The sequence below is a fragment of the Microbulbifer maximicatervae (SeqCode) genome, from assembly GCF_052467385.1.
On record NZ_CP174311.1, the window covers coordinates 3,933,717 to 3,959,363 of the forward strand.

22 protein-coding genes are annotated in these 25,647 nt (G+C 46.6%); 18 read left to right on the top strand and 4 right to left on the bottom strand.

Annotation, left to right across the window (positions count from 1 at the left end):
* Positions 1-13: 13 nt before the first annotated feature.
* Positions 14-763, bottom strand: coding sequence for an SDR family oxidoreductase (locus ACJJIR_RS16855; RefSeq protein WP_444895008.1), 750 nt, complete (start codon positions 761-763; stop codon positions 14-16).
* A 90-nt stretch (positions 764-853) separates the two neighbouring features.
* Here ACJJIR_RS16855 and gcvA point away from each other — a divergent pair, with 90 nt between their 5' ends.
* Positions 854-1,762, top strand: a complete 909-nt coding sequence (gene gcvA / locus ACJJIR_RS16860; protein ID WP_444906216.1) for a transcriptional regulator GcvA — start codon at positions 854-856, stop codon at positions 1,760-1,762.
* 317 nt (positions 1,763-2,079) lie between these two features.
* On the opposite strand, the gene ACJJIR_RS16865 is transcribed toward gcvA, so the two are convergent.
* The 3 genes from ACJJIR_RS16865 to ACJJIR_RS16875 form a co-directional block, all read right to left on the bottom strand.
* Positions 2,080-3,218, bottom strand: a protein-coding gene (locus ACJJIR_RS16865) for an IS3 family transposase (RefSeq protein WP_444905442.1) whose coding sequence is annotated in 2 segments (ribosomal slippage) — positions 2,080-2,969 and positions 2,969-3,218 — 1,140 coding nt in all. Because the reading frame shifts where the segments join, the coding sequence is not laid out codon by codon here.
* 585 nt (positions 3,219-3,803) lie between these two features.
* Positions 3,804-5,213: a YdgA family protein gene (locus tag ACJJIR_RS16870; RefSeq protein WP_444906217.1), complete on the bottom strand. Its 1,410-nt coding sequence runs from the start codon at positions 5,211-5,213 to the stop codon at positions 3,804-3,806.
* A 1,077-nt stretch (positions 5,214-6,290) separates the two neighbouring features.
* Positions 6,291-6,713 (bottom strand): DoxX family protein, encoded by a 423-nt coding sequence (locus ACJJIR_RS16875; RefSeq protein ID WP_444906218.1) that lies wholly within the window; start codon positions 6,711-6,713, stop codon positions 6,291-6,293.
* A gap of 113 nt (positions 6,714-6,826) precedes the next feature.
* Here ACJJIR_RS16875 and ACJJIR_RS16880 point away from each other — a divergent pair, with 113 nt between their 5' ends.
* The 17 genes from ACJJIR_RS16880 (at position 6,827) to ACJJIR_RS16960 (ending at position 25,581) form a co-directional block, all read left to right on the top strand.
* Positions 6,827-7,696 carry a LysR family transcriptional regulator gene (locus ACJJIR_RS16880; RefSeq protein WP_444906219.1) on the top strand — a complete coding sequence of 290 codons (870 nt, stop codon included), beginning with the start codon at positions 6,827-6,829 and terminating at the stop codon, positions 7,694-7,696.
* 426 nt (positions 7,697-8,122) lie between these two features.
* The gene (locus ACJJIR_RS16885) at positions 8,123-8,527 is read left to right on the top strand and encodes an ACT domain-containing protein (RefSeq protein WP_444906220.1); all 405 of its coding nucleotides are present in this window, start codon (positions 8,123-8,125) and stop codon (positions 8,525-8,527) included.
* A gap of 108 nt (positions 8,528-8,635) precedes the next feature.
* Complete coding sequence (locus ACJJIR_RS16890; protein ID WP_444906221.1) at positions 8,636-9,109, top strand: CYTH domain-containing protein; 474 nt, start codon at positions 8,636-8,638, stop codon at positions 9,107-9,109.
* A 97-nt stretch (positions 9,110-9,206) separates the two neighbouring features.
* Entirely contained in the window at positions 9,207-9,527 is a 321-nt protein-coding gene (locus ACJJIR_RS16895; RefSeq protein ID WP_444906222.1) for a cobalamin biosynthesis protein, read from the top strand.
* A 901-nt stretch (positions 9,528-10,428) separates the two neighbouring features.
* Positions 10,429-10,842: an NADH-quinone oxidoreductase subunit A gene (gene ndhC / locus ACJJIR_RS16900; RefSeq protein ID WP_444906223.1), complete on the top strand. Its 414-nt coding sequence runs from the start codon at positions 10,429-10,431 to the stop codon at positions 10,840-10,842.
* A gap of 18 nt (positions 10,843-10,860) precedes the next feature.
* Positions 10,861-11,508 (top strand): NADH-quinone oxidoreductase subunit B, encoded by a 648-nt coding sequence (locus ACJJIR_RS16905; protein WP_413664591.1) that lies wholly within the window; start codon positions 10,861-10,863, stop codon positions 11,506-11,508.
* Between the two features lie 36 nt (positions 11,509-11,544).
* Positions 11,545-13,350, top strand: a complete 1,806-nt coding sequence (gene nuoC, locus ACJJIR_RS16910) for an NADH-quinone oxidoreductase subunit C/D (protein ID WP_444906224.1) — start codon at positions 11,545-11,547, stop codon at positions 13,348-13,350.
* Positions 13,351-13,495: 145 nt separating this feature from the next.
* Positions 13,496-14,062, top strand: a complete 567-nt coding sequence (gene nuoE / locus ACJJIR_RS16915) for an NADH-quinone oxidoreductase subunit NuoE (RefSeq protein ID WP_444906225.1) — start codon at positions 13,496-13,498, stop codon at positions 14,060-14,062.
* Positions 14,040-15,314: an NADH-quinone oxidoreductase subunit NuoF gene (gene nuoF, locus ACJJIR_RS16920; protein WP_444906226.1), complete on the top strand. Its 1,275-nt coding sequence runs from the start codon at positions 14,040-14,042 to the stop codon at positions 15,312-15,314. Before nuoE ends, nuoF begins: the two co-directional genes overlap by 23 nt.
* A gap of 69 nt (positions 15,315-15,383) precedes the next feature.
* Positions 15,384-18,227 carry an NADH-quinone oxidoreductase subunit NuoG gene (gene nuoG / locus ACJJIR_RS16925; protein WP_444906227.1) on the top strand — a complete coding sequence of 948 codons (2,844 nt, stop codon included), beginning with the start codon at positions 15,384-15,386 and terminating at the stop codon, positions 18,225-18,227.
* A 2-nt stretch (positions 18,228-18,229) separates the two neighbouring features.
* Complete coding sequence (gene nuoH / locus ACJJIR_RS16930) at positions 18,230-19,186, top strand: NADH-quinone oxidoreductase subunit NuoH (RefSeq protein WP_282934030.1); 957 nt, start codon at positions 18,230-18,232, stop codon at positions 19,184-19,186.
* Positions 19,187-19,217: 31 nt separating this feature from the next.
* Entirely contained in the window at positions 19,218-19,736 is a 519-nt protein-coding gene (gene nuoI, locus ACJJIR_RS16935) for an NADH-quinone oxidoreductase subunit NuoI (protein WP_282934031.1), read from the top strand.
* 37 nt (positions 19,737-19,773) lie between these two features.
* Positions 19,774-20,283: an NADH-quinone oxidoreductase subunit J gene (gene nuoJ / locus ACJJIR_RS16940; protein WP_413664586.1), complete on the top strand. Its 510-nt coding sequence runs from the start codon at positions 19,774-19,776 to the stop codon at positions 20,281-20,283.
* Between the two features lie 4 nt (positions 20,284-20,287).
* Positions 20,288-20,605, top strand: coding sequence for an NADH-quinone oxidoreductase subunit NuoK (gene nuoK, locus ACJJIR_RS16945; RefSeq protein ID WP_444892930.1), 318 nt, complete (start codon positions 20,288-20,290; stop codon positions 20,603-20,605).
* Between the two features lies 1 nt (position 20,606).
* Complete coding sequence (gene nuoL, locus ACJJIR_RS16950; RefSeq protein WP_444906228.1) at positions 20,607-22,445, top strand: NADH-quinone oxidoreductase subunit L; 1,839 nt, start codon at positions 20,607-20,609, stop codon at positions 22,443-22,445.
* A complete protein-coding gene (gene nuoM / locus ACJJIR_RS16955) occupies positions 22,442-24,040 on the top strand; it encodes an NADH-quinone oxidoreductase subunit M (protein WP_444906229.1) in 1,599 nt (532 codons plus the stop codon). Before nuoL ends, nuoM begins: the two co-directional genes overlap by 4 nt.
* On the top strand, positions 24,037-25,581 hold the full coding sequence (locus tag ACJJIR_RS16960; protein ID WP_444906230.1) for an NADH-quinone oxidoreductase subunit N: 1,545 nt from the start codon (positions 24,037-24,039) through the stop codon (positions 25,579-25,581). The genes nuoM and ACJJIR_RS16960 overlap by 4 nt, the downstream gene beginning before the upstream one ends.
* Positions 25,582-25,647 lie beyond the last annotated feature (66 nt).

The window sequence follows — 25,647 nt, forward strand, 5'->3', positions numbered from 1 at the left end:
TAGTCACTAGTGTCTAGCGAACCGCCCGATTCATACCGCCATCAGACAAGATACTTTGTCCATTGATGTATCGGGCTTCATGTGAAGCAAGAAAGACACAGGTCTGCCCGATTTCTTCGAACGTGGCAGTGCGCTGTGCGGGTATGGATCTGCGGGCAAACTCCGACAGGTTTACGTTTTCACAGAAGCCCGGCATTAAATTATTCATGCGAATATTGTATCTTGCATAACGATCACCATAGAGCTTGGCAAAACTGTGTAAAGCGCCACGCAGCATGCTCATCGGATAAGGCGCTCTCGGCTCAACCGTATTCATTGAAGAAATATTGACGAATGCCCCTCCCCCCTGCTCGATATAAATCGGCGTGACGATACGGGCAAGCTTGACGACATTGAGCACGTACATATCGAGGCTCTCATGCCAGAGATCATCACTTAGCTCGAGCAGGGGGCCGTTGAAATCAGGATCGAACCCTACTGTTTTAATTTCTTCCGGCACCCCGCCACCATGGCCCATATTGCTAACGACGGCGTCGATACGGCCATAGGTTTGCATCGTGTCGTCGACCATTGCCTGCAGATCTGCGGTTTCGAGAACCGAACCCTGCCGCCCTATACCACCTAATTCCTTGGCCAGTTCAACACTGCGGTTGGAAGGGGACATCAACGAGACTTTGTAACCCGCCTTAGCCATTTCGCGGGCGCAGCCGGCACCAATTCCCTGACCAGTTCCAGTCATAATAGCAACTCTTGTTTCGGACATTACGCTATCCTCTAGTGCAAATAATTCATGGGTGGAGATCAATATACGATCTTTAAAAGTGGCAGCAAAAGGATATAATTACATGTACTTATGAGTTTAATTCATACCAAAACACGATCTTTACCATCTTTGGCCGGCTTGCGTGGGTTTGAGGCTGCGGCAAGGCATATGAGTTTTACCGATGCTGCGAAGGAGTTGAACGTTACGCAAACGGCGATCAGTCACCAAGTGAGAAATTTGGAGTCGAGACTGGGTGTAAAACTGTTCCATCGTGCGGGAAAGTCGATTTCATTGACCGATGCTGGGAAAAAGCTGTTATCCGAAGCCAGTGAATGTTTTGATCGACTCGAAAATACGCTCCACCTCATCAAAGCCGAGAGTCAATCTCCGGTGGTAACCGTGAGCGTAACCCCCAGTTTTGCCAGCAAATGGTTAATACAGCGGTTAGGTAACTTCTGGAGAGCCTACCCTGATATACAGTTGAATGTTCACCATACCCTGGCTCTCGCCAATTTCACTAACGATGGTGTCGATATTTCCATTCGAGCTGGTGACGGAAACTGGCAAGGTTCAGTGACCAGGCTTTCGTTGCCGCTCGATTTAAGCCCGATTTGCCACCCTTCGCTGCTTAACGGCAAAAATCCTTTGAAAGTGCCTTCCGATCTCAAATACCAAACCTTGCTGCATGAAGATAATTTTGACGATTGGGCATCGTGGCTCAAAGCAGCCGGGGTCGACGATGTCGATCCGCGATCAGGTAGCGTCATGAATGATAGTAACTCTCTCGCAATTGCAGTCGAAAACTGCCAAGGAGTTGCGCTGGGCCGAATATCGCTAATCGAGGATGACTTAAAATCTGGAAGAATCGTAAAACCATTCGATGTAAGTATTGATTCCAACTTTTCTTATTATCTTGTCTGCCCATACGAAAAACTTGATACTCCTGGAGTACAGGCTTTTCGTAATTTTATACTCAGCGAGATAAGTCAAACTGTTTAACGCAAGTTAGGAGAGAGATAAGGTATCGCCTAACAGCAATCAATCAGCCGGACATGGCAAAGCTTTACCGATAACCCCAAGCATTAATAGCCTTATGGAAATAATCCAGCTACAAGTAAAATGTTTTCAGGCAATATTGATTCAGCGGTCTTATAGCTAATTGAAGCAAGAAGTTCCGAAAATAATAATGTTTAAAATCCGCAAAAGCAAAAAGTCATGGTCACGTAACTTGATTAGGCACCAGACTCAGCACTAGATGTTTTGCTAGGTGCTAACAATGCTAAATATGTTGTGGTCAACTCCAGCCGGACACTTCTTTAAGCACATTCCTCAAATTCGATAGGGGCTAGATCTCCCAGTGTTGTATGTATTCTGCGTGAGTTGTAATAAGCAATATAGGCTCTTACATCTGCTACCGCATCCTCCCTTGTCGGATAGAGGTTTCCCGTTAACCACTCCCGCTTCAGGCTGCTGAAGAAACGTTCAGTCGGTGCGTTGTCCCAACAATTTCCCTTACGGCTCATTGAACACACCATCCCCTGCTGACTCAATAACATTTGGTAGGTATGGCTGGCATACTGACTGCCACGATCAGAGTGATGCAGGAGACCTTTTGGGGGCGTACGCAAATTGACAGCCATCATCAACGCACGAGTTACCAGGGCCGTTTCCATCTTGCGATCTAGATGCCAACCAACAATCCGGCGCGAATAGAGATCAATCACTACCGCCAAGTACAGCCAGCCCTGCGAAGTCCAAATATATGTAATATCAGTCGTCCAAACTTGATTTTTAGCACTCGGTGAGAACTCCCTATTCAGAAGGTTCTCTGCGACAGGCAGGTGATGTTTACTGTCTGTCGTCAGTGTAAATCGCTTCTTGCGCTTTACTGCCAAGCCTAGCTTTTTCATGAGCTTGCGGACTCGATAGCGCCCGACTTCAAAGCCTTCTTTACGTAACAGCTTCATTAACCGACGACTTCCGAGACTCTGTCTAGATTCTGCAAATAGGGCCTTCAAACGATGGCATAGTTGCCATGTTTGAGCATCTATTGAGCTATTACCACGGCAACACCAATCGTAATAACTAGTCTTACTTACCTGCATTACCCGGCAGAGCACCCTAACAGGAAAGCTGCCTTGCTGTTTTTCAATAAAGCTGTACTTTATTTCATTTCTTTCGCAAAGAAGGCGCTGGCCTTTTTTAGGATTTCTTTCTCCATCCGCAACTGCTTATTTTCACGTCGTAATCGCTCTAATTCTGCGCGCTCGCCTACATCCAACCTCACACCGTCTTCTTCCTGCTTCTGTTCCTTTATCCAGCGTCGCAGGTTATTGGCTGTTGTTCCTACAGCCTCTGCTGCTTTAGAAATTGAATACCCTTGCTCAGAGACTAGCGCTACGGCGTCTTTCTTAAATTCCGGCTTGAAATGCCGACGTGTACCTTTTGTTGTCATACTTCACCTCGCTTGGTAGTTTTACCATCTTAGCGAAGTGTCCGGAAGGATTAGACCACTACAATACACACATTATATACACAAGTGTAAAATGCCGAACGGAAAACACATGAATAAAGCAAGGGATACATGTGATATTGAAGGTAGAAAATTTAGCAAATCAGAAATCAAAAAATTGAAAATAGAGCTCTAACAATACCCCACCCTAAAGATATCAACAAAGCGATCTTTCGCAATCTAAATATATTGATAATTACTTACCAAAAAAAATACTAAAATTAAAAATAGAGCACCCCAAGCTTTAACACTTATTATTACTTAGCTTTGATTTAATAACTACATCATCAGTATTTAGAGAGTCACATATGAGCTCATGATAACCACGGGGCAGTAATGTTTAGATAAGATATTATTGCGATTATACCGTCTACAACACTAACCTATGCCCAACCTTATTGGCAACCCAGGACAACACCGTTAAAACAGGAAAACAAATAAATCATCAGCCTTGGAAGGGTAACAAGAGAAGGAGAAGTATGAAGTGGCTTAAGATAAGCCACTTCTATTACAAAAGGCTAATATCTACTAAAGCGGTAGCGGCATAGGTTTTTCATTCACCTTAAGCTCACTGTCTTTCAAGCTGACATTTGAGATGTAGCCGTCATTGGTAGACACTAACAAACCTTGCTGTTCAAGGGACGCTAATATGGTCGGCACTTGTTGAGCAACGATTTGCTCCAGCTGCTCTTCACTCATACCTTGAGTTTGAGGGTTATTTTTCAATTGAGCTTTCATCACTTGTACGGCAATAAACTCAATCACAGCTTTATCGCCACTTAGCTCTCCATCAACTAAGGTATGTGACAGCCAAAAAGCCGGATCTAGCGGTTGCTCCGGTAACGCACTGATGCCAACTAAGCTAGTATGAAGGTTACTATTAAAGCTGCCTTGTGGGAAAGTACCGCGTAAGCTGGTAATGTTCAGTTGAGGCTCGCCAGCCACTAAAGATAGCAAGTTTTCGCTCATAAACTCCATTGTCTTAGCGGTTGCTTCTTCCGTAGGTAGTTTATTGAGTGAGACGGCAAAGTCCTGATAAGACTTCAAAAATTCCTGGCTTATATTGGTGACCTCAAGCTCAAGGGCCAGGTCTTCACCATGGAATTCAGCTATATCAACCTTTTTAGTTCCATAGGCAACTTGCATATTCCCCAGCTGATTTTCTGGGTTGAGTTCAGTACTGGCCTTTATATATAAATCAGCAATGTCAATATTTTCGTTTTGCTCTCTATCATTAAACTTTACGGCACCAAAGTTAATTGTTGTATCAGAATCATAAAAAACACTTTCAAACATTGCTTCAAGGGAGGAAGGCATGGTCATATCCATAGTCAACCTTTCAACCTTAAAATCCCTTAGCTCGGAAGTAACAGTAAGGCTATCGGCACTCCCCTGGTAAGCTAGTTGCTCATCCTGATATTGCCCTTTTCCTTGAAAACCGCTAAAAGTTAACTGAGCTTTTTGATTCTCAACATCAGTAGTAAATGGCGCAATGCTATCGTTATAGTAATAACCACCTAAGGCATTCATATTACCATGAACCTGGTAAAAAGGAGCTTCCTCAGCCCAAACCAAATGTTCACGCAATTGATCACCGGCAACTTCTAGCGACCAGCCGAGCCAACCAAAACCAGCATGCTCGCCGAAACGGAAGGGGCCATGGGAAGCACTAAAGTCTACTTCTACAGAAAAAGGATCAATTTCAGGGGCACCTGATACATCCGAGAAAGCACTGACATCCAAGCTGACCAAAAAGGTGGCCTGGGTTGAAAACCAGGATGAATCCATGCTTTTTACTTCAACCGTGTATGCCGAATTTTCATTCGCGGCAGTGACTATTTCATCAATGGATGACTCGAGTTGAGTACCTACTATTTTAGGCCCCACAATACCGGTAAGCACTGCTGCCGGAAGCAATACACTTAATACTTTTTTCATTAAGATAAATCCAAACTACAAATGTGATGGGAAATAAGTCTATTACTGCTATTATCTCACACTTACAGTTAGCTGTAAGTCAATATGTAAAATATTTATTCTTTTCGCTCTAAACTACAAAACGGACGTCCCACAACAACAATATGTAAAGCGGGCTCTATGAAACCCACCACATTAACTATCTTGACTGGCGCCCGTGATGGCAAAAGGGGAGGCCTCCCTCGCCAACAATGCGGACTCTGTGCTCAATTGTAATTGGTACAAATTCTTATATTTTTTAAGGGATCGTGTAAATGTAACCATTGGCGAGTTGAAGTTCAGTTTGCTGGGCCACTCGAAGGTTTAAATCCACGCGTGCACGATTGTAATTATTGCCAAGCCAACCCATCACGCATTATTAGTGATCCAAATATATTAGTAGTTTTTATTGGCGATGGAATTTCAACTAGATAAAATGGGGATCAGCTCACCAATTTCTATCGTTGTGAAAGTTGTAATCAACTATTAGCCGTAGGCTGCGATATAAACAGTCAGCTTTTCGGAGCGGTAAATCTCAACATATTGAACGACATGAGTGTAATTGGCAAACCTGCTCAAGTGTAGCCAAGACTATTAAGCGCTGAAGAAAAACTAGAAAACTGGGGCAAGTTGTAGGGCTCCCTCAGTGGGCTTTAAAGGCATAATGAGATGCAGTAAGAGGTCCTGTTGATCACAGAGGTAGCCAAAATATCGCCTCAACCGAAGTGATCTTGAACTTTCAAGATGTTAACACTAATACCGCCTAACCCAACTTTGTTCGTCCGATTAAATAACCATAACGCGTAATAGAAGGTTTACCACCCTTGGTTTTCAATGAGCGGTGTTGGTCAAGCAATTCAACTTGCTCAGCCTGAATCGCTTGCGCCTTCTTTAGCGTTATCCTGAATCAAGACAGGTGAGATCGTTTTCTACAGTGACACGACGCTACCATCATTCATGGAAAAGCATTCCTCTTGATTGTTAATTGGGCCGGATCAATCAGTGCACCGCATCACAGTCTTTCTATCTCAAACACCAGAAAAGTCACATCTAATTAGCTTATGAAATTTCTCTTTGAGATTGAGAGACATTGTTGAGGTCTTCTCCTATAGAAAGGTTAAGGCGAGTCAGTTTTGCATTCAGAGTTACCACAACCGCTAAAACGACCAATAGGACAGTAGCTGGTAAAGCAGTGCTGAGCGCTTGCCCAGCCAACAGGTGCGATCCCGCAGCTCCGATCAAAGCGATGGAGAAACCTGCATATCCCCACTGTTTAAGTGTTTCAAACTTTGGTTGAAGGATTACAATCGCGCCGATCAAATAGGCGGTACCTAAGATTTTCAACAAATATAGGGGGTAGCCTAGTTCATTCGCTGCCTGAACGAGGTCCTCTTGCCCAGATAGTTTGGACATGCCCGATGCCGCCATAAGCACTGCGAACAAAGAAGAGATCACATAAAAGATGACCGCCTGTTTTCTCATGAAGGGAATCCTGTTTCGTTAAATGACGAGCACAGACTAGGTGTTCTCTTATTGCAGTTATATAGACAAAAAGGCAAACTTCTATTGCATGAATGCAACGTCAGGGTAATGTCATGGATTGGAACGACTTGAAGGTCGTTATCGCGCTTGCAGAGAAAGGAACCTTAAAGGCGACTTCTAGGCAGTTGAATGTTAATTCAACCACTGTTTGGAGGCGGATCCAGCAGCTTGAAAGCGAGCTTTCAACGCAGCTATTTATTGTTAGTCGTCGCGGCTACCAACTGACTGAGGCGGGGCGAACTATTTTGGATAGTGCCAAGCGAATGGAGTCATTGGCCGATGGCATCCTCATTCAAAGTTCTCTGCAACATGACAAAGTTCAAGGTTTAATTCGTGTTACCGCACCCTCAACAATGGCAACGACCACTTTGCCCGAGTGGGTTAGTGAATTCCGGATGTCATTCCCCGACGTTGAATTTGAGATCCTTGAAAGTGAGCAGGCTCTGGATATCGAGCATCGCGATGCGGACATTGCCATTAGGGCAAGTCATACAGCACCGGAAAACCTTATTGCACGTAAAATGAGAGATGTAAATTTAAGCATCTATGCCTCTGAAGACTTTTTGAAGGCTAGTGGGTATAACGCTCCTTTCAAGTTGTCCGAAATTGAACGCCTAACAGCTATTGACTACGTGCACTTAGATAACCCAGCAGTGCATTGGTATCAGAAACGAATTAAACACAATGCTAAATCCATATATTGTAATTCTATCACTACAGCACTGAACGCTGCGTTTAATGATCAAGGAATAGCTTTGCTACCAACTGATGATTCGTATGATCTTGTCGAACTCTATCGATTGGATGCTAAGTACAACTCATCTTTGTGGATTCTAGCTAATAAGGATCTGAGAAACACAGCACGTATCAAGGCTTTTTGGGACTTCTTAATTACTAAAATGGAAAATTATAAAGTTCAATGATTTGCATATTCCTATGCATGGAACTATCAGGGGGAGATAAAATCCTATGTATGACGATATGTTACAACACCAAAGGTTCCTCTATCTCTTCTTCATTCTCTTGTCATCTTATTTTTCCGCCTCAAGTCCAAACCTGACTATGCAATTTACGCTTAATAGGTTTCTGATAATTCCCTGTTTATACGGGCTTTGATAGACTGGCTATCAAACAATATGATACAAATCAAGGGCTTCGGTTACCATTGAATATGGGCTTTCATTTCCCGCTAACAAAAAGGAATTCAGTATAAGAATCAGGCAAGAACAACCATACAAAGCCAAGCACGATCGCAAGAACAAGTATTTGTTGGACCAACACCATTTTGCAGCCATGCTCCATATTGATTGGCGCTTGCTGTACAAGTAAAAATTTGGAATTTTCAAGCAATGTCAGGAATTATAGAATTAGAGCGTCTTTTGAGCGAAATGAATCCCGAACTTATTGAAGATGAATTTGTATTTTGCACTGTTTCAGGCTCATTAGCTCAATATATTGAATGGAACCCACTTGCGAGCTTCAACGAAAAAGAAGGATTAACACTTATCTTAACAAAAGATATCGCAAGCCGTGAGGGGTTGCAGTTTAAAAATACTTATAAACAAATAACTTTAACCGTACATTCTAGTTTAGAGGCTGTTGGATTAACAGCCGCTGTTTCAAACAAATTGGCTTCTAAGGGTATTAGCGCAAATGTAATTGCAGCATACTTCCATGACCATATTTTTGTACAATCAGAAAAAGCAAGGGAAGCGTTAATTGCATTGAAGGAAGTCGGCAAGAACGGCTTATAAGTGCTCCAACAAGGGCATATACTGGCTGACTACTACGCTGCGTGTCAGATTTTGACCACCTCGTATATGCCTATTAAGCAAGTGTTAATATTTTAGAGTTGAGAAACTATGGCAAAGGAAATTGAGCGGAAGTTCTTAGTAGATAAAAAGGCTATTGCTTCTTTTACAGGTGGAAAGAGAATCAAACAAGCCTATATAAGTACGGAGTCCAAAGCTGTAGTCAGAGTTCGCATAATCGGAGATCATGCATATCTAACATTGAAAGGTGAAAGTAAAGGAATTACACGGACTGAGTTTGAGTATCCAATACCCTTTGAAGACGCAAATGAAATGATTGCGGAGCTATGTGATGGTCCCATCATAGATAAAACGAGATTCATAGTAGAGCACGAAAAACACACCTGGGAAATAGATATCTTTCATGGAGACAATGACGGCTTGATTGTTGCTGAGGTCGAGACGCAAAGTGAATCTGAAAGTGTGGAGTTGCCGGAGTGGATTGATAAAGAGGTTACTGGAGATCCAAGATATTACAACTCCAATTTATTAGATTTTCCATTTAAAGATTGGGACAAATCATAACTAGAACCTGCACAATATTGATACATACTTCGCTGAGCTAATCACAAAATAAATTCTGTATGTCCTCGGCTCAGCGAGGCATCATGAGTAAATCACTATGAACCCAGCCATAGAAGAATTAAAAAGATATTTAATCGAGCTAGAATCGGTGAATGACTTTGAATCGATAGAACTTAAAGCAGAGCATATTGGCATTTTAATTCAGGTAAAGTCGGCGATAGGACAGCTTGAACTATGCGAAAAGTATGGTATCAGCGCAGGTTCACTAGTAAGTAGTTTACCCAAAACTGAAAATCCAAATTTTTGCTACTTAGTGGTACATGAAAACGAGTCGTCGAACCCTGATAACTGGGAGGAAGTTATCTTCGAAGGACAGAAAATTCAGTTTAGTGGTGGTGACCTTGTAATTCGCAAGTAATCAACACACAGTAAATCATTGTCGCCAATCAACAAACTGCTTGTATATTACAAGTCTTATAGAAGTTAAGCACTATAGACCCACGCCGAAAGCATGCCTAAAAAGAGACTAAAAGGTACTCAGACGCAAGTAATGACTACTATGACAATAAGAGCAATTTGCTTATTAATTTTGGTTTTAGGAATGACAATCCTCTTTAACATTATAAAAATCCACAACCCCGATGTAAGCTTTGAAAGCTCAGATGGCCATTGGGGAGACTCTGAAGTTCAATTTAAGGGGCGGGATTATTCCGTAATAGAAGAAGGGTTCCGTAGGTACAAACTTCAATGTAACGCAAGCGATGTGTACCTTGTTAGAAATACTGAGAAGAATTGGATAAATGTACTTGCTTGGCCAAACTACCTCTCTCATGAGAAATGGAAAGTCCCATACAGAAACGCAAGTGGAGTACGCTATGATGGCATTATTAGGTGCCAAACAAATCAATAACATCACATTCTAATTCCAGTACAGCGTATCCCTAAAATACCGATCTGCTTTTAATCAGAGGAATAGTTTAATAGCAATAGGACCCTCCTTCATCTTCTGAAAACTGGCGCACATTTTCATTTATTCAGCTGTCGCAAGACATTACATAACCCTACCGAATAAAAAGTATACACATAAGAATTAAACGTTCCTTCGCACCACTGGCGCTATCTCCCGCAACGATTTATAAATCAGACAAGCGAATAGGATTACCGACAACTAAAAAATTTCTCAGAAAAGCAATAATCGTTTTTCAAATTATCTCTTCTTGCGTGAGAGCACCCTCAAAATCAGAATTCTTGATTTGCCCTTTTACTGCAAGACCAGTGATTGATACGGGCTTCGCCCGCAGAAACATGGGAGAGCGAAGTTGAATTACCCGGATCAGTTCACTCCTCAGATTTGGCCATTGATTGTTTATTGTCTGGCCGTATTTGCCCTAATTACCTTAATGCTCAGCCTTTCCTATTTTCTCGGTCAAAAACGCAGAGATCCGGCTACCGATGAGCCCTATGAGTCGGGTATTGTTTCCCAGGGCAATGCGCGTCTGCGCCTCTCTGTCGCCTATTACCTTGTTGCCATCCTGTTTATCGTCTTCGACCTGGAGGCGATTTACCTGTTTAGCTGGTCCATCGCATTTTATGAAACTGGCCTGCTCGGGTTTATCGAGGCCACCGTATTTATCGTGATACTGCTGGTGGGGCTTATTTATCTGTGGCGCCTGGGTGCACTTGACTGGGGCGGATACCAGAAGAGTTTGGAGAAACGCCAAAAACCCCAATAACAACAATGAGAATTCATAATGCGCTGGAAGCTGAGCAAAGCCGACGACCTGATTGCCACTGAACGCGGTAATCCTTCTGAAGAAATAAGCACTCAAGATTTAGAAAAAAATATTCTCCTTACCAAACTCGAAGAGCTGGTTTCCTGGGGTCGTTCAAATTCCCTATGGCCATTTAACTTCGGGTTGTCCTGTTGCTATGTAGAAATGGCCACCGCCTTCACCAGCCGCCACGACATCTCCCGCTTTGGCGCTGAGGTCATCCGTGCAACCCCGCGACAAGCGGATTTAATTGTAATTTCAGGGACAGTTTTCCTGAAAATGGCACCAGTGGTACAGCGACTCTACGAGCAAATGATCGAACCCCGTTGGGTCATCTCCATGGGTTCCTGCGCAAATTCCGGCGGTATGTACGATATCTACAGTGTGGTTCAGGGAGTCGATAAGTTTCTCCCGGTCGATGTTTATGTGCCCGGCTGTCCACCACGCCCAGAGGCTCTACTGCAGGGATTGACCTTGCTGCAAAAGTCGGTGGCTGCGGAGAGACGAGCCTTCAGCTGGGTTGTGGATGATCAAGGAACTCACAAGGTTCCAAAGCCCAGTCAGCGTGATCTCCATAGGGAGGAACGTATGAAAGCTGACATGCTACGTGCGCCCGACAGTGTTTAGGCTTCATGGAATAAGAAAAAAACAACGGAATAGCCAATGACTGGCGTAATTGCGAAAACTGTCCACACAGCAACTCCCTACAGGAAAGCAGCAGAGGCATTTATTCGGGACCTCGACACCGGATATAAGCTTCACTCGTTCTGGTGGCAGCCACACTGTGATGATATGCCCACACTGTGGATCGAGAAACATGCCTTGATCCCTCTTTTACTCTTTCTCAAGCGGGATATCACCCAGCCATTTGAAATGCTGTATGACCTGAGTGCTATCGACGAACGGCTGCGGGTCAACCGTGGGGAGGGAACTGAAAAACAGCCTTCCAGCGATTTCACTCTGGTATATCAACTACTTTCATTTACCCGCAATTTATTTATCCGTATCAAGGTGGCTCTTCCCGAGAGTGATCTGAGCGCACCGACTATTACTGCCGTTTGGGAGAATGCCAACTGGTATGAACGGGAAGTGTGGGATCTATTTGGTATCGAATTTCCCGGTCATCCCCATTTACAGAGAATCATGATGCCGCTGACCTGGAAGGGGCATCCACTGCGCAAGGATCACCACGCCCGAGCTACCGAAGTCGACCCATTTAGTCTGTCAGAAGAGAAGGAGCGCAAAGAACAAGACGCCCTGCTGTTCCGGCCGGAAGACTGGGGCATGGCCAGGAGTAATGAAGACTCAGAGTTTATGTTCCTCAATCTGGGCCCGAATCACCCCAGCGTGCACGGGGTATTCCGTGTAGCCCTTCAGCTGGATGGTGAACAGATTATCGATGCAGTGCCAGATATCGGTTACCACCATCGCGGTGCAGAGAAGATGGCCGAGCGCCAGGCCTGGCATACCTATGTGCCCTACACCGACCGTATCGATTACCTCGGCGGTGTCATGAACAACCTGCCCTATGTGATGGCACTGGAGCAACTCGCCGGTATTAAGGTCCCTGAACGCGCACAGATGATACGGGTGATGATGTGCGAGTTCTTCCGCATATCCAGCCACCTGGTATTTTTTGGCACCTTTGCGCAGGACGTGGGGCAGATGTCTCCCGTGTTCTATATGTTTATCGATAGGGAAAAACTGTTTGGAATAGTTGAGGCCATTACCGGCGGCAGAATGCACCCGGCATGGTTCCGTATCGGCGGAGTAGCGCAGGACTTACCCCAAGGTTGGGACAAGATAGTGCGAGAATTTCTTGACTATATGCCCGCACGCTTAGCCGATTACGACGGCATGGTAATTAAAAACAAACTCCTGCAACGCCGCACCCGTGGCATTGGTGTCTACGATACGGCGGAGGCGTTTGAGTGGGGGGTTACCGGGCCAGGCCTTCGTGCCACGGGCCTGGATTGGGATCTGCGTAAAAAGCGCCCTTACAGCGGCTATGATCAGTTCGAGTTCGAGATTCCCAGCTACGATGGTGGGGACTGTTTCGACCGCTGCCGGGTCCGGGTGGACGAGATATGGCAGAGCCTGCGGATTATCCGCCAGTGCCTGGAAAATATGCCGGCAGGCCCTTATAAGTCGGACCATCCTTTGACCACCCCTCCGCGAAAGGGGCGCACTATGGAGGATATCGAGACTTTAATTCAGCACTTTGTGAATAACAGCTGGGGACCGGTAATGCCAGCCGGCGAAGTGTGTTATCCCATTGAGGCCACTAAAGGTATCAACAGCTACCAAATCGTTAGTGATGGGGGGACCACCTCATACAGGACCCGAATTCGCACCCCTTCATTCCCACACCTGCAAATGATTCCGTTGATGTCCAACGGACTGTTGATTGCTGACCTTATTGCCATTATCGCCAGCATCGACTTCGTCATGGCGGATGTGGACAGATAACAATAAAAAACTACGGCACGCACAGGGCCGTACAGCAGCGGAGTAGAAAAGTGCACGGAAATACACCCAGCGTTTCAGTCATCGCACACACAGATGGCAGCAGCGCCTCAACGAAACCTCCGCAAGTTCTATCTCGGGGGCGACTATGTCCAGCTTACTAGAACCGGAATTGATTGAAGTAATGGAGCAAGGCAATAGCAACTCAGCAGACAACCAGGTGACCTTAACAGTACAAGAAAAAGAGGAAATTGATCAGGAAGCCACCCACTACCACGAAAAAACTTCAGTGGGGCTCGAGGCGTTGCGGATTGTACAGAAACATCGCGGCTGGATTTCCGATGAGAGCCTCCAGGCAATTTCCAATTATCTGGATATTCCCGTTGCAGAACTTGAGAGTGTCGCCACCTACTTCCAGTTGATTTTCCGCCAACCAGTAGGCAAGGAAGTGATCTACCTGTGCAAAAGCTCCAGCTGCTGGATTATGGGTTGCGATAATTTGCAGAAAAAAATATCTGAGCGCTTAAATATCCAGCCTGGAGAGACCTCCGAAGATGGGATTTTCACCCTACTGGAAACGCCCTGCCTGGGAGATTGTGACAAAGCCCCAGTCCTTATGCTCGGCGAGGAGATGCACCGCCATTTGGATGAGAAAGGTATTGATGAATTAATCGATAAGAAGAAAAAATACCATGCTGACAAATCCGCTGACTAAAAATATTTCCTGTGAAAATATTGCCGCCACTATAGAGCAATATGTGGAAAACGACGGCTACCAGGGCTGGCGCAAAGCCATCACCATGGTACCGGACGACATTATTAACGAAGTAAAAGATGCCGGCCTGCGCGGACGCGGTGGAGCAGGGTTTAACACTGGACTGAAGTGGAGTTTTGTACCTAGGGGTGAGGATTCGCCCAAGCAGAAGTACGTTGTCTGTAACGCCGATGAAATGGAACCCGGCGCCTTCAAAGACCGATTGCTAATGGAGCGAGACCCCCACCTCCTTCTTGAGGGAATGGCTATAGCCGCCTATGCCATTGGCGCCTCTCACGCCTATATTTTTATTCGTGGTGAATACCACCTGGCTGCAAACCGGCTCGAACAGGCAATCGATGAAGCCAAGCAGCAGGGCATGATTGGAGAAAATATTTTCGACAGTGGCTTTAATCTGGAGATCTGTCTGCACCGCAGCGCCGGTAACTATATCTGTGGTGAAGAAACCGCACTGCTAAACGCCCTTGAAGGCAAGCGGGCCATTCCCCGTGCCAAGCCCCCCTTTCCACAGGTCAGCGGGCTTTGGGGCAAACCCACCGTCGTTAACAATGTAGAGACCTTGTGCAACCTTCCCCATTTAATTAGCCACGGCGTGGAGTGGTACAAAAACCTTAGCCGGGGTGACGATGCGGGAAGCAAAATATTTGGTGTTAGCGGCAAGGTTAATAATCCAGGGGCTTGGGAACTCCCAATGGGGACGCCCATTCGCGAAATTATTGAACAACATGCCGGTGGCATGAAAGATGGCCTGCAACTGAAGGGCATTCTTCCCGGTGGAGGATCGACCGACTTCCTCGGCCCGGACCACCTCGATCTTCCCATGGATTACGACGTTATCGGCAAGGCCGGCAGCCGTATGGGGACCGGCACGATTACCGTGCTCGACGATAAAACCTGCCCTGTAGGCCTGGTACTGAACCTGACCCAGTTCTTCGCGCGGGAATCATGTGGCTGGTGCACCCCCTGCCGGGACGGCTTGCCCTGGGCCGTCAAAATTCTGGAGAGAATAGAGTCTGGCCAGGGGACTAAAGAAGACTTGGAACTCCTCAGGGAACAGTGCGAGCGTATTGGCCCCGGCAATACCTTTTGCGCCCTGGCTCCCGGCGCTGCAGAGCCTATACAAAGCGCGTTAAAACTCTTTGAGCAGGATTTTATCGACCATATTGAAGGCGGTTGTTGCCCCTATAAATAAATTATCGCGACTAAATTAGTACAACAACCCTGCCCCTGAAAGCATTAATAAAAAGAAAATGGATTTCAAATGCCAACCATCACAATAGACGGTAATAAATACCAGGTTGATGGAGATCAAAACCTGCTCACTGCCTGCCTGTCCCTGGGTTTGAATGTCCCCTATTTTTGCTGGCACCCCGCCATGGGTTCTGTTGGCGCCTGCCGCCAATGTGCGGTTATCGAGCATAAGGACAGCGAAGATCAACGAGGCCGGTTGATTATGAGCTGTATGACCCCGATAAAAGACGGCGGTATTTACAGTGTCAGTTCGGAAGCTGCGAAAGATTTTCGCGGTTCTGTGATAGAAGACTTGATGACCAACCACCCTCACGATTGCCCGGTTTGTGAGGAGGGCGGCGAGTGCCACTTACAGGATATGACTGAAATGTCCGGTCATACCATGCGCCGCTATCAGGGTACCAAGCGCACCCACCGAAACCAGTATCTCGGCCCCTTTATCAATCACGAAATGAATCGCTGTATTACCTGCTACCGGTGTGTCAGGTTCTATCACGACTATGCCGGTGGCGAGGATTTACAAGCACTGGGTCGCAATCACCAAGTCTTTTTTGGCCGCAATACCGAGGGCATGCTGGAAAATGGTTTTAGTGGGAACCTTGTCGAAGTGTGCCCCACCGGAGTATTTACCGATAAGACTTTCAGCCAGCACTTTGTCCGAAAATGGGATTTGCAAACAGCCGCCTCAGTCTGTGAACACTGTGCCGTGGGTTGCAACACCGCGCCTGGAGCGAGGGAATCCGGCAACAACCAAGACCCGATGTTGCGTCGTGTGGTCAACTTATATCACCACGATATCAACGGCTATTTTCTCTGTGATCGGGGGCGCTTTGGATACGAATATGTCAACAGTAAGAGCCGGATAACCCAGGTACTTTCTGCGCGCAAAGATGCCGTGATCAGCTCTACAGCAGAAACTGATGAACGTCTGCACAAAGAGGTTTCTCCCAAGGACGCGGTGTTCTCACTTTCAGAAAAACTCGCATCAGCTCAGAGAGGTGAGCACCGCTTAATCGGCATTGGCTCACCCAGGGCATCGCTGGAAAATAACTTCGCCCTATTAAAGTTTGTAGGATGGGATAACTTCTTCTCTGGCCTCAACCAGCGGGATATGCAGCTACTACACCTTGTAGACAGAATTCAGAGCGATGCCAATATCCACAGCCCGACTATCCCTGAGATAGAAAATTCAGATGTTATATTGATACTCGGGGAAGATATCTACAACACAGCCCCCAGGGTTGCCCTGGCAGTTCGCCAAGCAGCACGGAGCCGCCAAAAAGAACAGGCTGAATCATTAAGAATACCCTTGTGGCAGGATGCTTCTGTTCGACAATTAGAGGGTGAACCCAGCCCAATTATTTTTATCGGCACCGAACTCAATCAGATCTCAGATATTACCTGTAAAGCGATCTATACCCTGCCGGAACAGGCCGCCCAAATCGGCCAGGCAATTGCCAATAATATTCTGAAGGTTAAAAGCAACAAAACTTCACTGAGTGCAGAGAATCTGGAGGAAGCTGAAAGAATCTCAGCAATATTAACTGCGGCTAAGAACCCAGTGATCATCTCTGGAACCAGCAGCAAAAATATCCACCTTACCCACAGCGCAGCCAAAATCGCCAGTGCACTGGCAGAAAAAAATGGCAAACCTACTTCTCTATACTTGTGTTGTGAAGAGGCTAATAGCTTGGGAGTTATTCAACTGTTTGAGCCCGAAACCGGTTCCCTTGAGCATCTGATCACTGAACTCAAGAATGACAAAACCAATATCGATAAAACCCTAGTGATTCTGGAGAATGACCTCTCCTTAAGAATCGCAAGTGAAGAGTTAAACAGTCTGTTTGCCAGCGTCGACCATATTATTCTGCTGGACACCCTGCTCAATGAAACCGCCAAACATGCCGACTTAATCTTTCCTGTATCCGCAACGGCCGAATCCCAAGGGACATTTGTTAACAATACTGGTTTGGCACAGCGATTTTATGCGGTCTATGAAGGCACTGGGTATATCCAGGAGAGCTGGCGCTGGCTGGTAGATGCCGCTGGTTTTTGCACAGAACACTCCGAGAGTATCGACACTATTATCAATTGGAATCATTGCCCGGATATCACCGATTCCCTGGCAGAAAGTGTTGCTTCACTCAAGGTCATCAAAGATTTAGGGCCGGATGAAAATTTCCGGATTGAAGGGCTGAAGGTTGCTCGACAGACCGCTCGCTACAGCGGGCGCACGGCTATTCACGCAGAGGAACATGTCTCAGAGGAGCCCCCACACCAAGACCCCGATGCTCCTATGAGCTTTAGCATGGAAGGTGTACACAATCCAAACCGATCACCGCTGCAAGCCAATATCTGGTCTCCCGGATGGAACTCCAATCAATCGATTTTCAAGTTTCAGCAAGAAGTAGGTGGCGAACGTCGTGGTGGTGCCTCGGGCAAATATATCCAGCGGCGAGAGCAAGCACTATCAGAGTGGTCCTTGTCCACAGCCTTCGATGGCGATACAGATAGCGATAACCACAGTCTAACGACACTGCCGATTTACCGAATGTTTGGTTCGGAAGAGCTCAGCAACCGTGCAATGGCCATCGCTACAGTGATCGATAAGCCATTCTTTACTTTAAATCGCGGTGATGCCGAAAGTGCCAACCTCAACCAGGGAGACACAGTGGCATTAGACACCAATAGCGGTGTTTTCCGGGGCAGTGTGGTTATCTCCGATAGCCAACCTTCGGGCAGCCTGGGTGTGCCCTATGGTCTTCCAGGGCTTGAAACTCTTGCCCCCGTATTACCGGGTGGTGCCAATCTGTTGCCAGTGGAAGAAAGCTCCGCAATCGGGCAAGAGGACTAATTATGAGCACAAATATCTGGATCATATTGCTCAATATTTTCGGCGTATTGATAGTTACCGTGCTGCTAGCAGCCATTTTAACTTGGGGCGAACGCCGCCTATTGGGCTTTTGGCAAGATCGTCCAGGCCCTAACCGAGTAGGGAAATTTGGCACCCTGCAAGTTATTGCAGATATGATCAAGCTGTTCTTCAAGGAAGACTTCACTCCGAAATTTGCAGATATTCCCGTATTTGTACTGGCACCCACTGTAGTTATGGCAACCATGTTGATTGCCTTTGCCGTAGTGCCCATATCGCCCAATATTGGGGTCACCGACCTGAATATCGGTTTACTGTTTGTGCTGGCTATGAGTTCTATTGCGGTCTATAGCGTAATTCTTGGGGGATATGCATCAAATAATAAATATGCTCTGCTCGGTGGGCTAAGGGCTGCCGCTCAAACCGTGTCCTATGAAGTATTTATGGGTTTGAGCCTGATGGGCGTTGTTATGCTCTCAGGCAGTTTCAATCTGCGCGAGATTGTTAATGCCCAGGCAGATGGTTGGTTTATCATCCCTCAATTCCTGGGTTTTATTGTTTTCTTTATTGCCGGTATTGCCGAGAGCCGCAGAACTCCATTTGATCTTCCGGAAGCTGAGCACGAACTGACAGCGGGATTCCATACCGAATACTCCGGTATGAAGTTCGGCATGTTCTTTGTGGGTGAATACCTGGCAGTGATTCTAATTTCAGCGCTAATCACCACCCTGTTTCTCGGTGGATGGCACGGCCCCCTACTGCCCCCATTTATCTGGTTTTGCCTGAAGACTGCCATTCTGGTTGGTGTTTTTATTCTTTTAAGGGCGGCGATTCCACGCCCCCGCTACGACCAATTAATGAAATTCGGCTGGAAGGTCATGCTACCTCTGGCCCTTATCAATCTACTGGCTACCGCAGCGGTACTTTTGTGGACTGCCTAGAAAATTAAAATAAGCGTGCGAGGCCAAAGAAATGATTTCAAGCCAAATTCGCAGCATGTGGTTGGTATTTAAACACCTGTTCCGGAAGAACGTTACCGTACAATACCCCGACCAAAAGCCCTACCTGGCACCCAGATATCGTGGCAGGATCGTGCTCACCCGAGATCCCAACGGTGACGAGCGCTGCGTTGCCTGTAATCTCTGCGCCGTTGCCTGCCCTCCTGATTGTATTTCACTGCAAAAAACAGAAGATCCAGACGGCCGCTGGCGCCCCGAATATTTTCGTATCAATTTTTCCCGCTGCATTATGTGTGGGCTTTGTGAAGATGCCTGCCCAACCTATGCCATTCAGCTAACGCCTGACTTTGAGATGTGCGAGTACGATCGGCAAAACATGGTGTACGAAAAGGAAGATCTTCTAATCAGTGGCCCCGGTAAGTATCACGACTACAGCTTTTATCAAATTGCAGGAAAGGCCATCTCAGGAAAGGACAAGGGCGAAGCTCAAAATGAGGCCGAGCCCATTAATGTAAAAAGCCTAAATCTCTGATTTCAATAAGGCTAATAACTAAAAAGAGGTTTTCCCAGTGAATTACATTTTCTACTTAACCGCTGCGGTTGCCATTGTCTCAACCGCCATGGTTATCTTTCACAAGAACGCGGTCCACGCGCTACTATATCTTGTCACTTCACTTTTATCGGTTGCCGTTATTTTCTACCAGTTTGGCGCTCCCCTGGCAGCAGCTTTGGAAGTTATTATTTATGCCGGCGCCATCATGGTATTGATTATTTTTGTCATCATGATGCTCAATCAGGGAGACGCTTCAGTTGCACAGGAGCAAGCCTGGTTACAACCCCACACCTGGATTGGCCCAGCCCTTCTATCAGCCATTTTGTTAATCCAGTTACTTCTGCTGGTTAGTAGTGGGCAAATTCCTTCAGAGCAAACCTATCACTATATCGGGCCCAAACAGGTCGGTATCGCACTTTTTAGCCATTACGTTCTCGCTGTCGAACTCGCTTCAATGCTGCTTTTAGCAGGGCTTGTTGGAGCTTTTCACCTCGCCCGACACAGAAGAACAGTCAAACCGGAGTGAAGCTATGCCTATCGAATCTGCACCTGGTTTGGAGGCTGGCGTGCTGTTGGCCTCCATTCTGTTTTGCTTGGGATTAGCCGGATTACTCATCCGAAGAAATATTATTTTCATGCTGATGTGTATTGAAATCTGCACCAATGCCGCAGCATTAATGTTTGTTGTCGCCGGTGCACACTGGGGCAATGCTGATGGACAGGTGATGTTTGTTTTTGTTGTCACCCTGGCCGCTGCCGAAGTAGCCATTGCACTGGCACTGGTCTTGCAATTCTATTATCGCAAACACACGGTCGATATTGACCAGCTCAATGGATTGAGGGGTTAATATGAACGGATCACTAGCCTGGATAGCATTACTTCCCTTTCTTGGTTTCCTGACCCTCATCAGTATTCCACTGTTTACACAAAAGGAACCCTCACAAAAGTTAGTGAGCCTGATTGGTGTGGGCAGTGTGGGAATCGCAGCGATTCTGGTTTTTAATCTCGCACTCTCCACCTTTCTGGGCAACCCGGAATCGGTCGTTACACTGTCAGTTTGGCAGTGGATGCGGGTATCAGACCTCCAGCTAGGCTTCACCTTTCATGTGGACTGGCTAACCCTGGTAATGCTGATGATCATTACCGGAGTGGGCTTCCTTATCCACTTATACTCAGCCGGATATATGCGTGAAGATCCGGATTTCCGCCGCTACTTTTCCTACCTGAATCTATTTGTCTCTGCCATGTTAATTCTCGTAATGGCGGACAACCTGGTACTTCTCTATCTGGGATGGGAAGGTGTTGGTCTTTGTTCCTACTTACTCATTGGCTTTTGGTATAAGGACCCTGCAAACGGCGCGGCAGCACAAAAGGCATTTATCGTCACCCGCGTCGGCGATACCGCCATGGCGATCGGCTTGTTCCTGTTGTTCTTTGAGTTCTCAACACTAAATATACCGGAGCTCATCACAGCGGCAGGGAATCCCGGGGTCAACAGTCAAATTGTCACTATCGCTATGCTGCTGTTACTGGGTGGCGCTGTGGGTAAGTCAGCACAGATTCCACTCCAGACCTGGCTCCCCGATGCGATGGCAGGCCCCACTCCCGTCAGCGCCCTTATCCACGCTGCCACCATGGTGACGGCCGGGGTCTACTTGATCGCCCGCATGCACCCGCTTTATCAGCTGTCTGGAACCGCCATGACAGCTGTAGCCATTGTCGGCGCTCTGACTCTATTAATCTCCGGATTCAGTGCTATCGCACAAAGTGATATCAAACGGGTCCTGGCCTATTCAACCATCTCCCAGATTGGATATATGTTCCTGGCCCTGGGTGTCGGTGCCTGGTCAGGAGCCATCTTCCATTTGATGACCCACGCCTTCTTCAAGGCTCTGCTCTTTCTCTCCGCAGGGTCAGTAATCCTGAGCGTACATCACGAGCAGAATATCTTTGCCATGGGCGGCCTCTATCGCAAAATCCCCTTTACCTTTATCTGCTTTACCATCGGTTGCGCCTGCCTGGCAGCACTCCCATTTACATCCGGTTTCTACAGCAAAGATCATATTTTGCTCAGTGCTTATGAATATCATCAAGGAGTAAACCTGCTTTGGCTTGCCGGTCTATTGGGAGCGCTGGTCACAGGGATTTATAGCTTCCGGGTTCTGTTTCTTGCATTTCTGGGCAGTGAGGGCAGCGCCTCCTCACACTGTAAAGACGCCAATAACACGGTGATGATGCTTCCCTTGGGCCTCCTCGCTGTACTTGCCCTATTTGGTGGAATTCTCGCTCCACCTCTCCAGGGAGTCTTTGGCACCCCAACCGACGAACACCACTCCTGGGTCATTGAAGCCATTGCCATTGCCATGCCGCTGATCGGCCTATTTATCGCCTGGAAAATGTTCCTGTTCGAGAAGAAGGTTGGGGAGCAGCGCTCTCCACTAATGCAGTTTTGGTTTAAGGGATGGGGTTTTGACTGGGTCTATGACCGGGTCTTTGTAAGACCTTTTAAATTTATCACCGCCCTTAACCACAAAGATATTATCGACAGCATCTACAAGGGTACCGCTTCGCTGAGTGCACATCTAAATAACGCCCTCAGCTCTTCACAAAATGGCCAAATACGTTGGTACCTGGCCACCTTTGTAGCCGGATCAATTTTATTCCTAGCCCTGTTGGTGGCTCTATGACATTACTGGCAATAATTATAATTTTATTTGTTGGGGGAATATTAGCCTGGCTGGCAGAGAGACATCTCTATGAGGGTGGACGCTTAATCAGCCTGGTTTCCCTGATAATCGCATCCCTGCTCTTGATCAGCTATTTCCCCCAGGCAGAGTCCACAGCTGTTACAGGTGACAGTCAGTGGTGGGATAGCCTTTTGATATCGTGGATACCCAGGTTTGGGATCAGCTTCCATCTGGCGATTGATGGACTCAGCTTTCTTATGCTGCTACTGACAATGGGGATGGGAATCTTTGGGTTAGTAATGACCTGGAATGATGTCACCTTCCGGCGCGGCTTCTTTTATTTTAACTACCTGTGGACACTGGCCGGTATTGTCGGTGTGTTTACCGCTATCGACCTGTTTTTATTCTTTTTCTTCTGGGAAGTCATGCTGATTCCCATGCTGCTGTTGATTGCAGTTTGGGGCTATGAGGGCAGAGTCTACGCTGCGATAAAGTTCTTTATTTTCACCCAGGCAAGCAGCTTGTTAATGCTGATTGCCATCGTTGCCTTGGCATTTATCCACTATCGGAATAGCGGACAACTGACCTTTAACTATATGGATTTGTTGGGTGCTCAACTGTCTGCAACAGCAGCTTATTGGTTAATGCTCGGATTTTTTATTGCCTTTATCGTCAAGTTGCCAGCGCTGCCCTTCCATACCTGGTTACCTGACGCTCATACCCAGGCCCCTACTGCCGGCAGTATTCTGCTGGCAGCGATTCTATTGAAAACAGGAGCCTATGGTTTATTACGTTTTACACTGCCCTTATTCCCGGAGAGTTCACAAGCTTTTGCACCGGTTGCAATGACCATTGGAGCCATCAGTGTGGTCTACGGCGCATCGCTGGCATTCGCTCAGAAGGATATGAAAAGACTTGTGGCCTATTCCAGTGTGAGCCATATGGGATTTGTTCTATTGGGGCTCTACGCGCTGAATACTATCGCCCTGCAGGGCGCAGTGATGCAAATGATCGCCCACGGATTGAGTACCGCTGCTCTCTTCGCATTAGTAGGCGCACTACAGCATCGTCTCCATACTCGGGATATGAGCCAGCTCGGCGGTGTCTGGCCTCTTCTGCCAAAGCTATCCGCCGTTGCACTCTTCTTTGCCATTGCCTCGCTGGGACTGCCTGGGCTGGGTAATTTTGTTGCCGAATTCCTGGTGCTTGTTGGTAGCTTTAAAGCTAATCACTGGTTAACGGTTATTGCAGCAATTGGGCTTATTGGAGCAGCACTCTATGCACTATTGATGATGCAGCGTGTCTTCTTTGGCAAGTTTAATGACAAATTGAAACCCGCTACAGAGGGGAAAACTGTCAGTGATCTAAGCCTCAGGGAGATCTCTGCGCTTCTTTCACTGGCGGTGCTTCTCGTGATCTTCGGGCTCCGCCCCCAGCCTATCTTTGATATCGCCGAGCCTACGATTGCTAAATCAATGCAAAAATTTCAGGCCCCTGAAAATGAAGAAGTCGTCATAGAAAAGACAGGGCCGGAAACTTCAGCAAGCTTATCCTCTCCTACTGCTAAAAGCGCTAATACAGGTACATCTCTATGAGTGCCCAAGAACTATTTTCTATCCTACCGCTTTTACTGATTAGTGCCGGTATTGTAATTTTGCTGCTCCAAGTATCCTTCTGGAGAAATCATGCGGGCGCTCTGGTTACAACTCTTATCACTTTGGTAGCCGCTATCATTGCCTGTTTCTGGGTTGGAGCCACCCTATCGGGCAATAACGGGTCCATTCAAGTGACTGCCCTACTCTCGATTGACTACAACTCATTGTTCTTCTGTCTGCTGATATTAGTTACCGCCATAGCCGTCAGCGTTATGGGATACAACTACTTAAAACTTCGGTGTGACCTGAATAGAAACCCGGATAGCTATCCAGAAGAGTTTTATATACTACTTTTACTTGCCATTTTGGGAGCAAGCACCCTGGTATTTGCCAGCCACTTTGCCACCTTTTTCCTCGGTATAGAATTAATTAGCCTCGCACTTTATCCACTGTTGGGATTTGCGGTTACTGGCAATTTATCCTCAAGCAAAGATCAAGTAAATTCCCTGGAATCTGCCTTTAAATACTTAATCCTTTCAGCACTTTCTACCGCTCTCGGGCTATTCGGTATCGCATTAATTTATGCGGCGTCTGGGGCACTGGACTTTGGCAGTATCGCTACACGTATACAGGATCTTTCACAGACTTCTGCTCTTTTTGCAACCGGCTCCACTCTGCTGATCATTTCTGTTGCTTTCAAGTTATCACTGGTTCCATTTCATATCTGGACACCCGATGTATTCCAGGGCGCACCTACGCCTACGACGGCGTTGATTGCCACAGTGGGAAAAACAGCCGTAATTGCCTTTCTGTTGCGATTCTTTAATACCTTAAATCTCTACCAGAGCCCTATTCTTATTGACTTACTGACAATCGCTGCCATAGCCAGCATGCTAATAGGAAATTTATTGGCCCTGATGCAAAACAATATCAAAAGGCTGCTGGCCTACTCCTCAATCGGCCATATCGGCTACTTAATTGTGGCGTTTATCATCGGCAATAGTGCGTTTGGTACAGAGGCGGTTATTTATTATATGGTCGCCTATGTCATTACTACACTCGGAGCCTTTGCAATCGTTGGCCTGATAGCTGATTCAGTGGAGGCCGCCCAACTAACCCATGGAACAAATGTCAGTGACGTGACCAACAGTGCAGATGATCCTTATCACAGGGACTTTTACCGGGGATTACTCTGGCGTAGTCCATGGCTGGCGAGCTGTCTTGCTCTAATGCTGTTATCTCTGGCTGGAATTCCCTTAACTATTGGATTTATTGGGAAGTTTTACGTCTTTACCGCAGGTGTTGAAGGAAAAATGTGGGCTCTTCTCGCTGGGGTGGTTATTGGTAGTGCATTGGGCCTCTTCTATTACCTTCGTCTTCTACTTACGATGGTACAAAGAGATGCCATTGACACTAGCAGTAACAGCGAAACGTTACAAATTACCACTTCAGGGCAATTTTTAATTGCAACTCTCGCTGCCGTACTGGTTTTTTTCGGAATATTTCCACAGATCCTTATTAACTGGATAAATGCTATATAAAGTAGAGAGCGAGTGCTGATGTAAAAATATTTTAAAGCCCAGGCAATAGCCTGGTCATCAGAGGGT

Excerpts from the sequence above, each read along its gene's own strand:
- ACJJIR_RS16855 (WP_444895008.1), bottom strand. The coding sequence starts at position 763 with ATGTCCGAAACAAGAGTTGCTATTATGACTGGAACTGGTCAGGGAATT.
- gcvA (WP_444906216.1), top strand. The coding sequence starts at position 854 with ATGAGTTTAATTCATACCAAAACACGATCTTTACCATCTTTGGCCGGC.
- ACJJIR_RS16870 (WP_444906217.1), bottom strand. The coding sequence starts at position 5,213 with ATGAAAAAAGTATTAAGTGTATTGCTTCCGGCAGCAGTGCTTACCGGT.
- ACJJIR_RS16875 (WP_444906218.1), bottom strand. The coding sequence starts at position 6,713 with ATGAGAAAACAGGCGGTCATCTTTTATGTGATCTCTTCTTTGTTCGCA.
- ACJJIR_RS16880 (WP_444906219.1), top strand. The coding sequence starts at position 6,827 with ATGGATTGGAACGACTTGAAGGTCGTTATCGCGCTTGCAGAGAAAGGA.
- ACJJIR_RS16885 (WP_444906220.1), top strand. The coding sequence starts at position 8,123 with ATGTCAGGAATTATAGAATTAGAGCGTCTTTTGAGCGAAATGAATCCC.
- ACJJIR_RS16890 (WP_444906221.1), top strand. The coding sequence starts at position 8,636 with ATGGCAAAGGAAATTGAGCGGAAGTTCTTAGTAGATAAAAAGGCTATT.
- ACJJIR_RS16895 (WP_444906222.1), top strand. The coding sequence starts at position 9,207 with ATGAACCCAGCCATAGAAGAATTAAAAAGATATTTAATCGAGCTAGAA.
- ACJJIR_RS16905 (WP_413664591.1), top strand. The coding sequence starts at position 10,861 with ATGCGCTGGAAGCTGAGCAAAGCCGACGACCTGATTGCCACTGAACGC.
- nuoC (WP_444906224.1), top strand. The coding sequence starts at position 11,545 with ATGACTGGCGTAATTGCGAAAACTGTCCACACAGCAACTCCCTACAGG.
- nuoE (WP_444906225.1), top strand. The coding sequence starts at position 13,496 with ATGTCCAGCTTACTAGAACCGGAATTGATTGAAGTAATGGAGCAAGGC.
- nuoF (WP_444906226.1), top strand. The coding sequence starts at position 14,040 with ATGCTGACAAATCCGCTGACTAAAAATATTTCCTGTGAAAATATTGCC.
- nuoG (WP_444906227.1), top strand. The coding sequence starts at position 15,384 with ATGCCAACCATCACAATAGACGGTAATAAATACCAGGTTGATGGAGAT.
- nuoH (WP_282934030.1), top strand. The coding sequence starts at position 18,230 with ATGAGCACAAATATCTGGATCATATTGCTCAATATTTTCGGCGTATTG.
- nuoI (WP_282934031.1), top strand. The coding sequence starts at position 19,218 with ATGATTTCAAGCCAAATTCGCAGCATGTGGTTGGTATTTAAACACCTG.
- nuoK (WP_444892930.1), top strand. The coding sequence starts at position 20,288 with ATGCCTATCGAATCTGCACCTGGTTTGGAGGCTGGCGTGCTGTTGGCC.
- nuoL (WP_444906228.1), top strand. The coding sequence starts at position 20,607 with ATGAACGGATCACTAGCCTGGATAGCATTACTTCCCTTTCTTGGTTTC.
- nuoM (WP_444906229.1), top strand. The coding sequence starts at position 22,442 with ATGACATTACTGGCAATAATTATAATTTTATTTGTTGGGGGAATATTA.
- ACJJIR_RS16960 (WP_444906230.1), top strand. The coding sequence starts at position 24,037 with ATGAGTGCCCAAGAACTATTTTCTATCCTACCGCTTTTACTGATTAGT.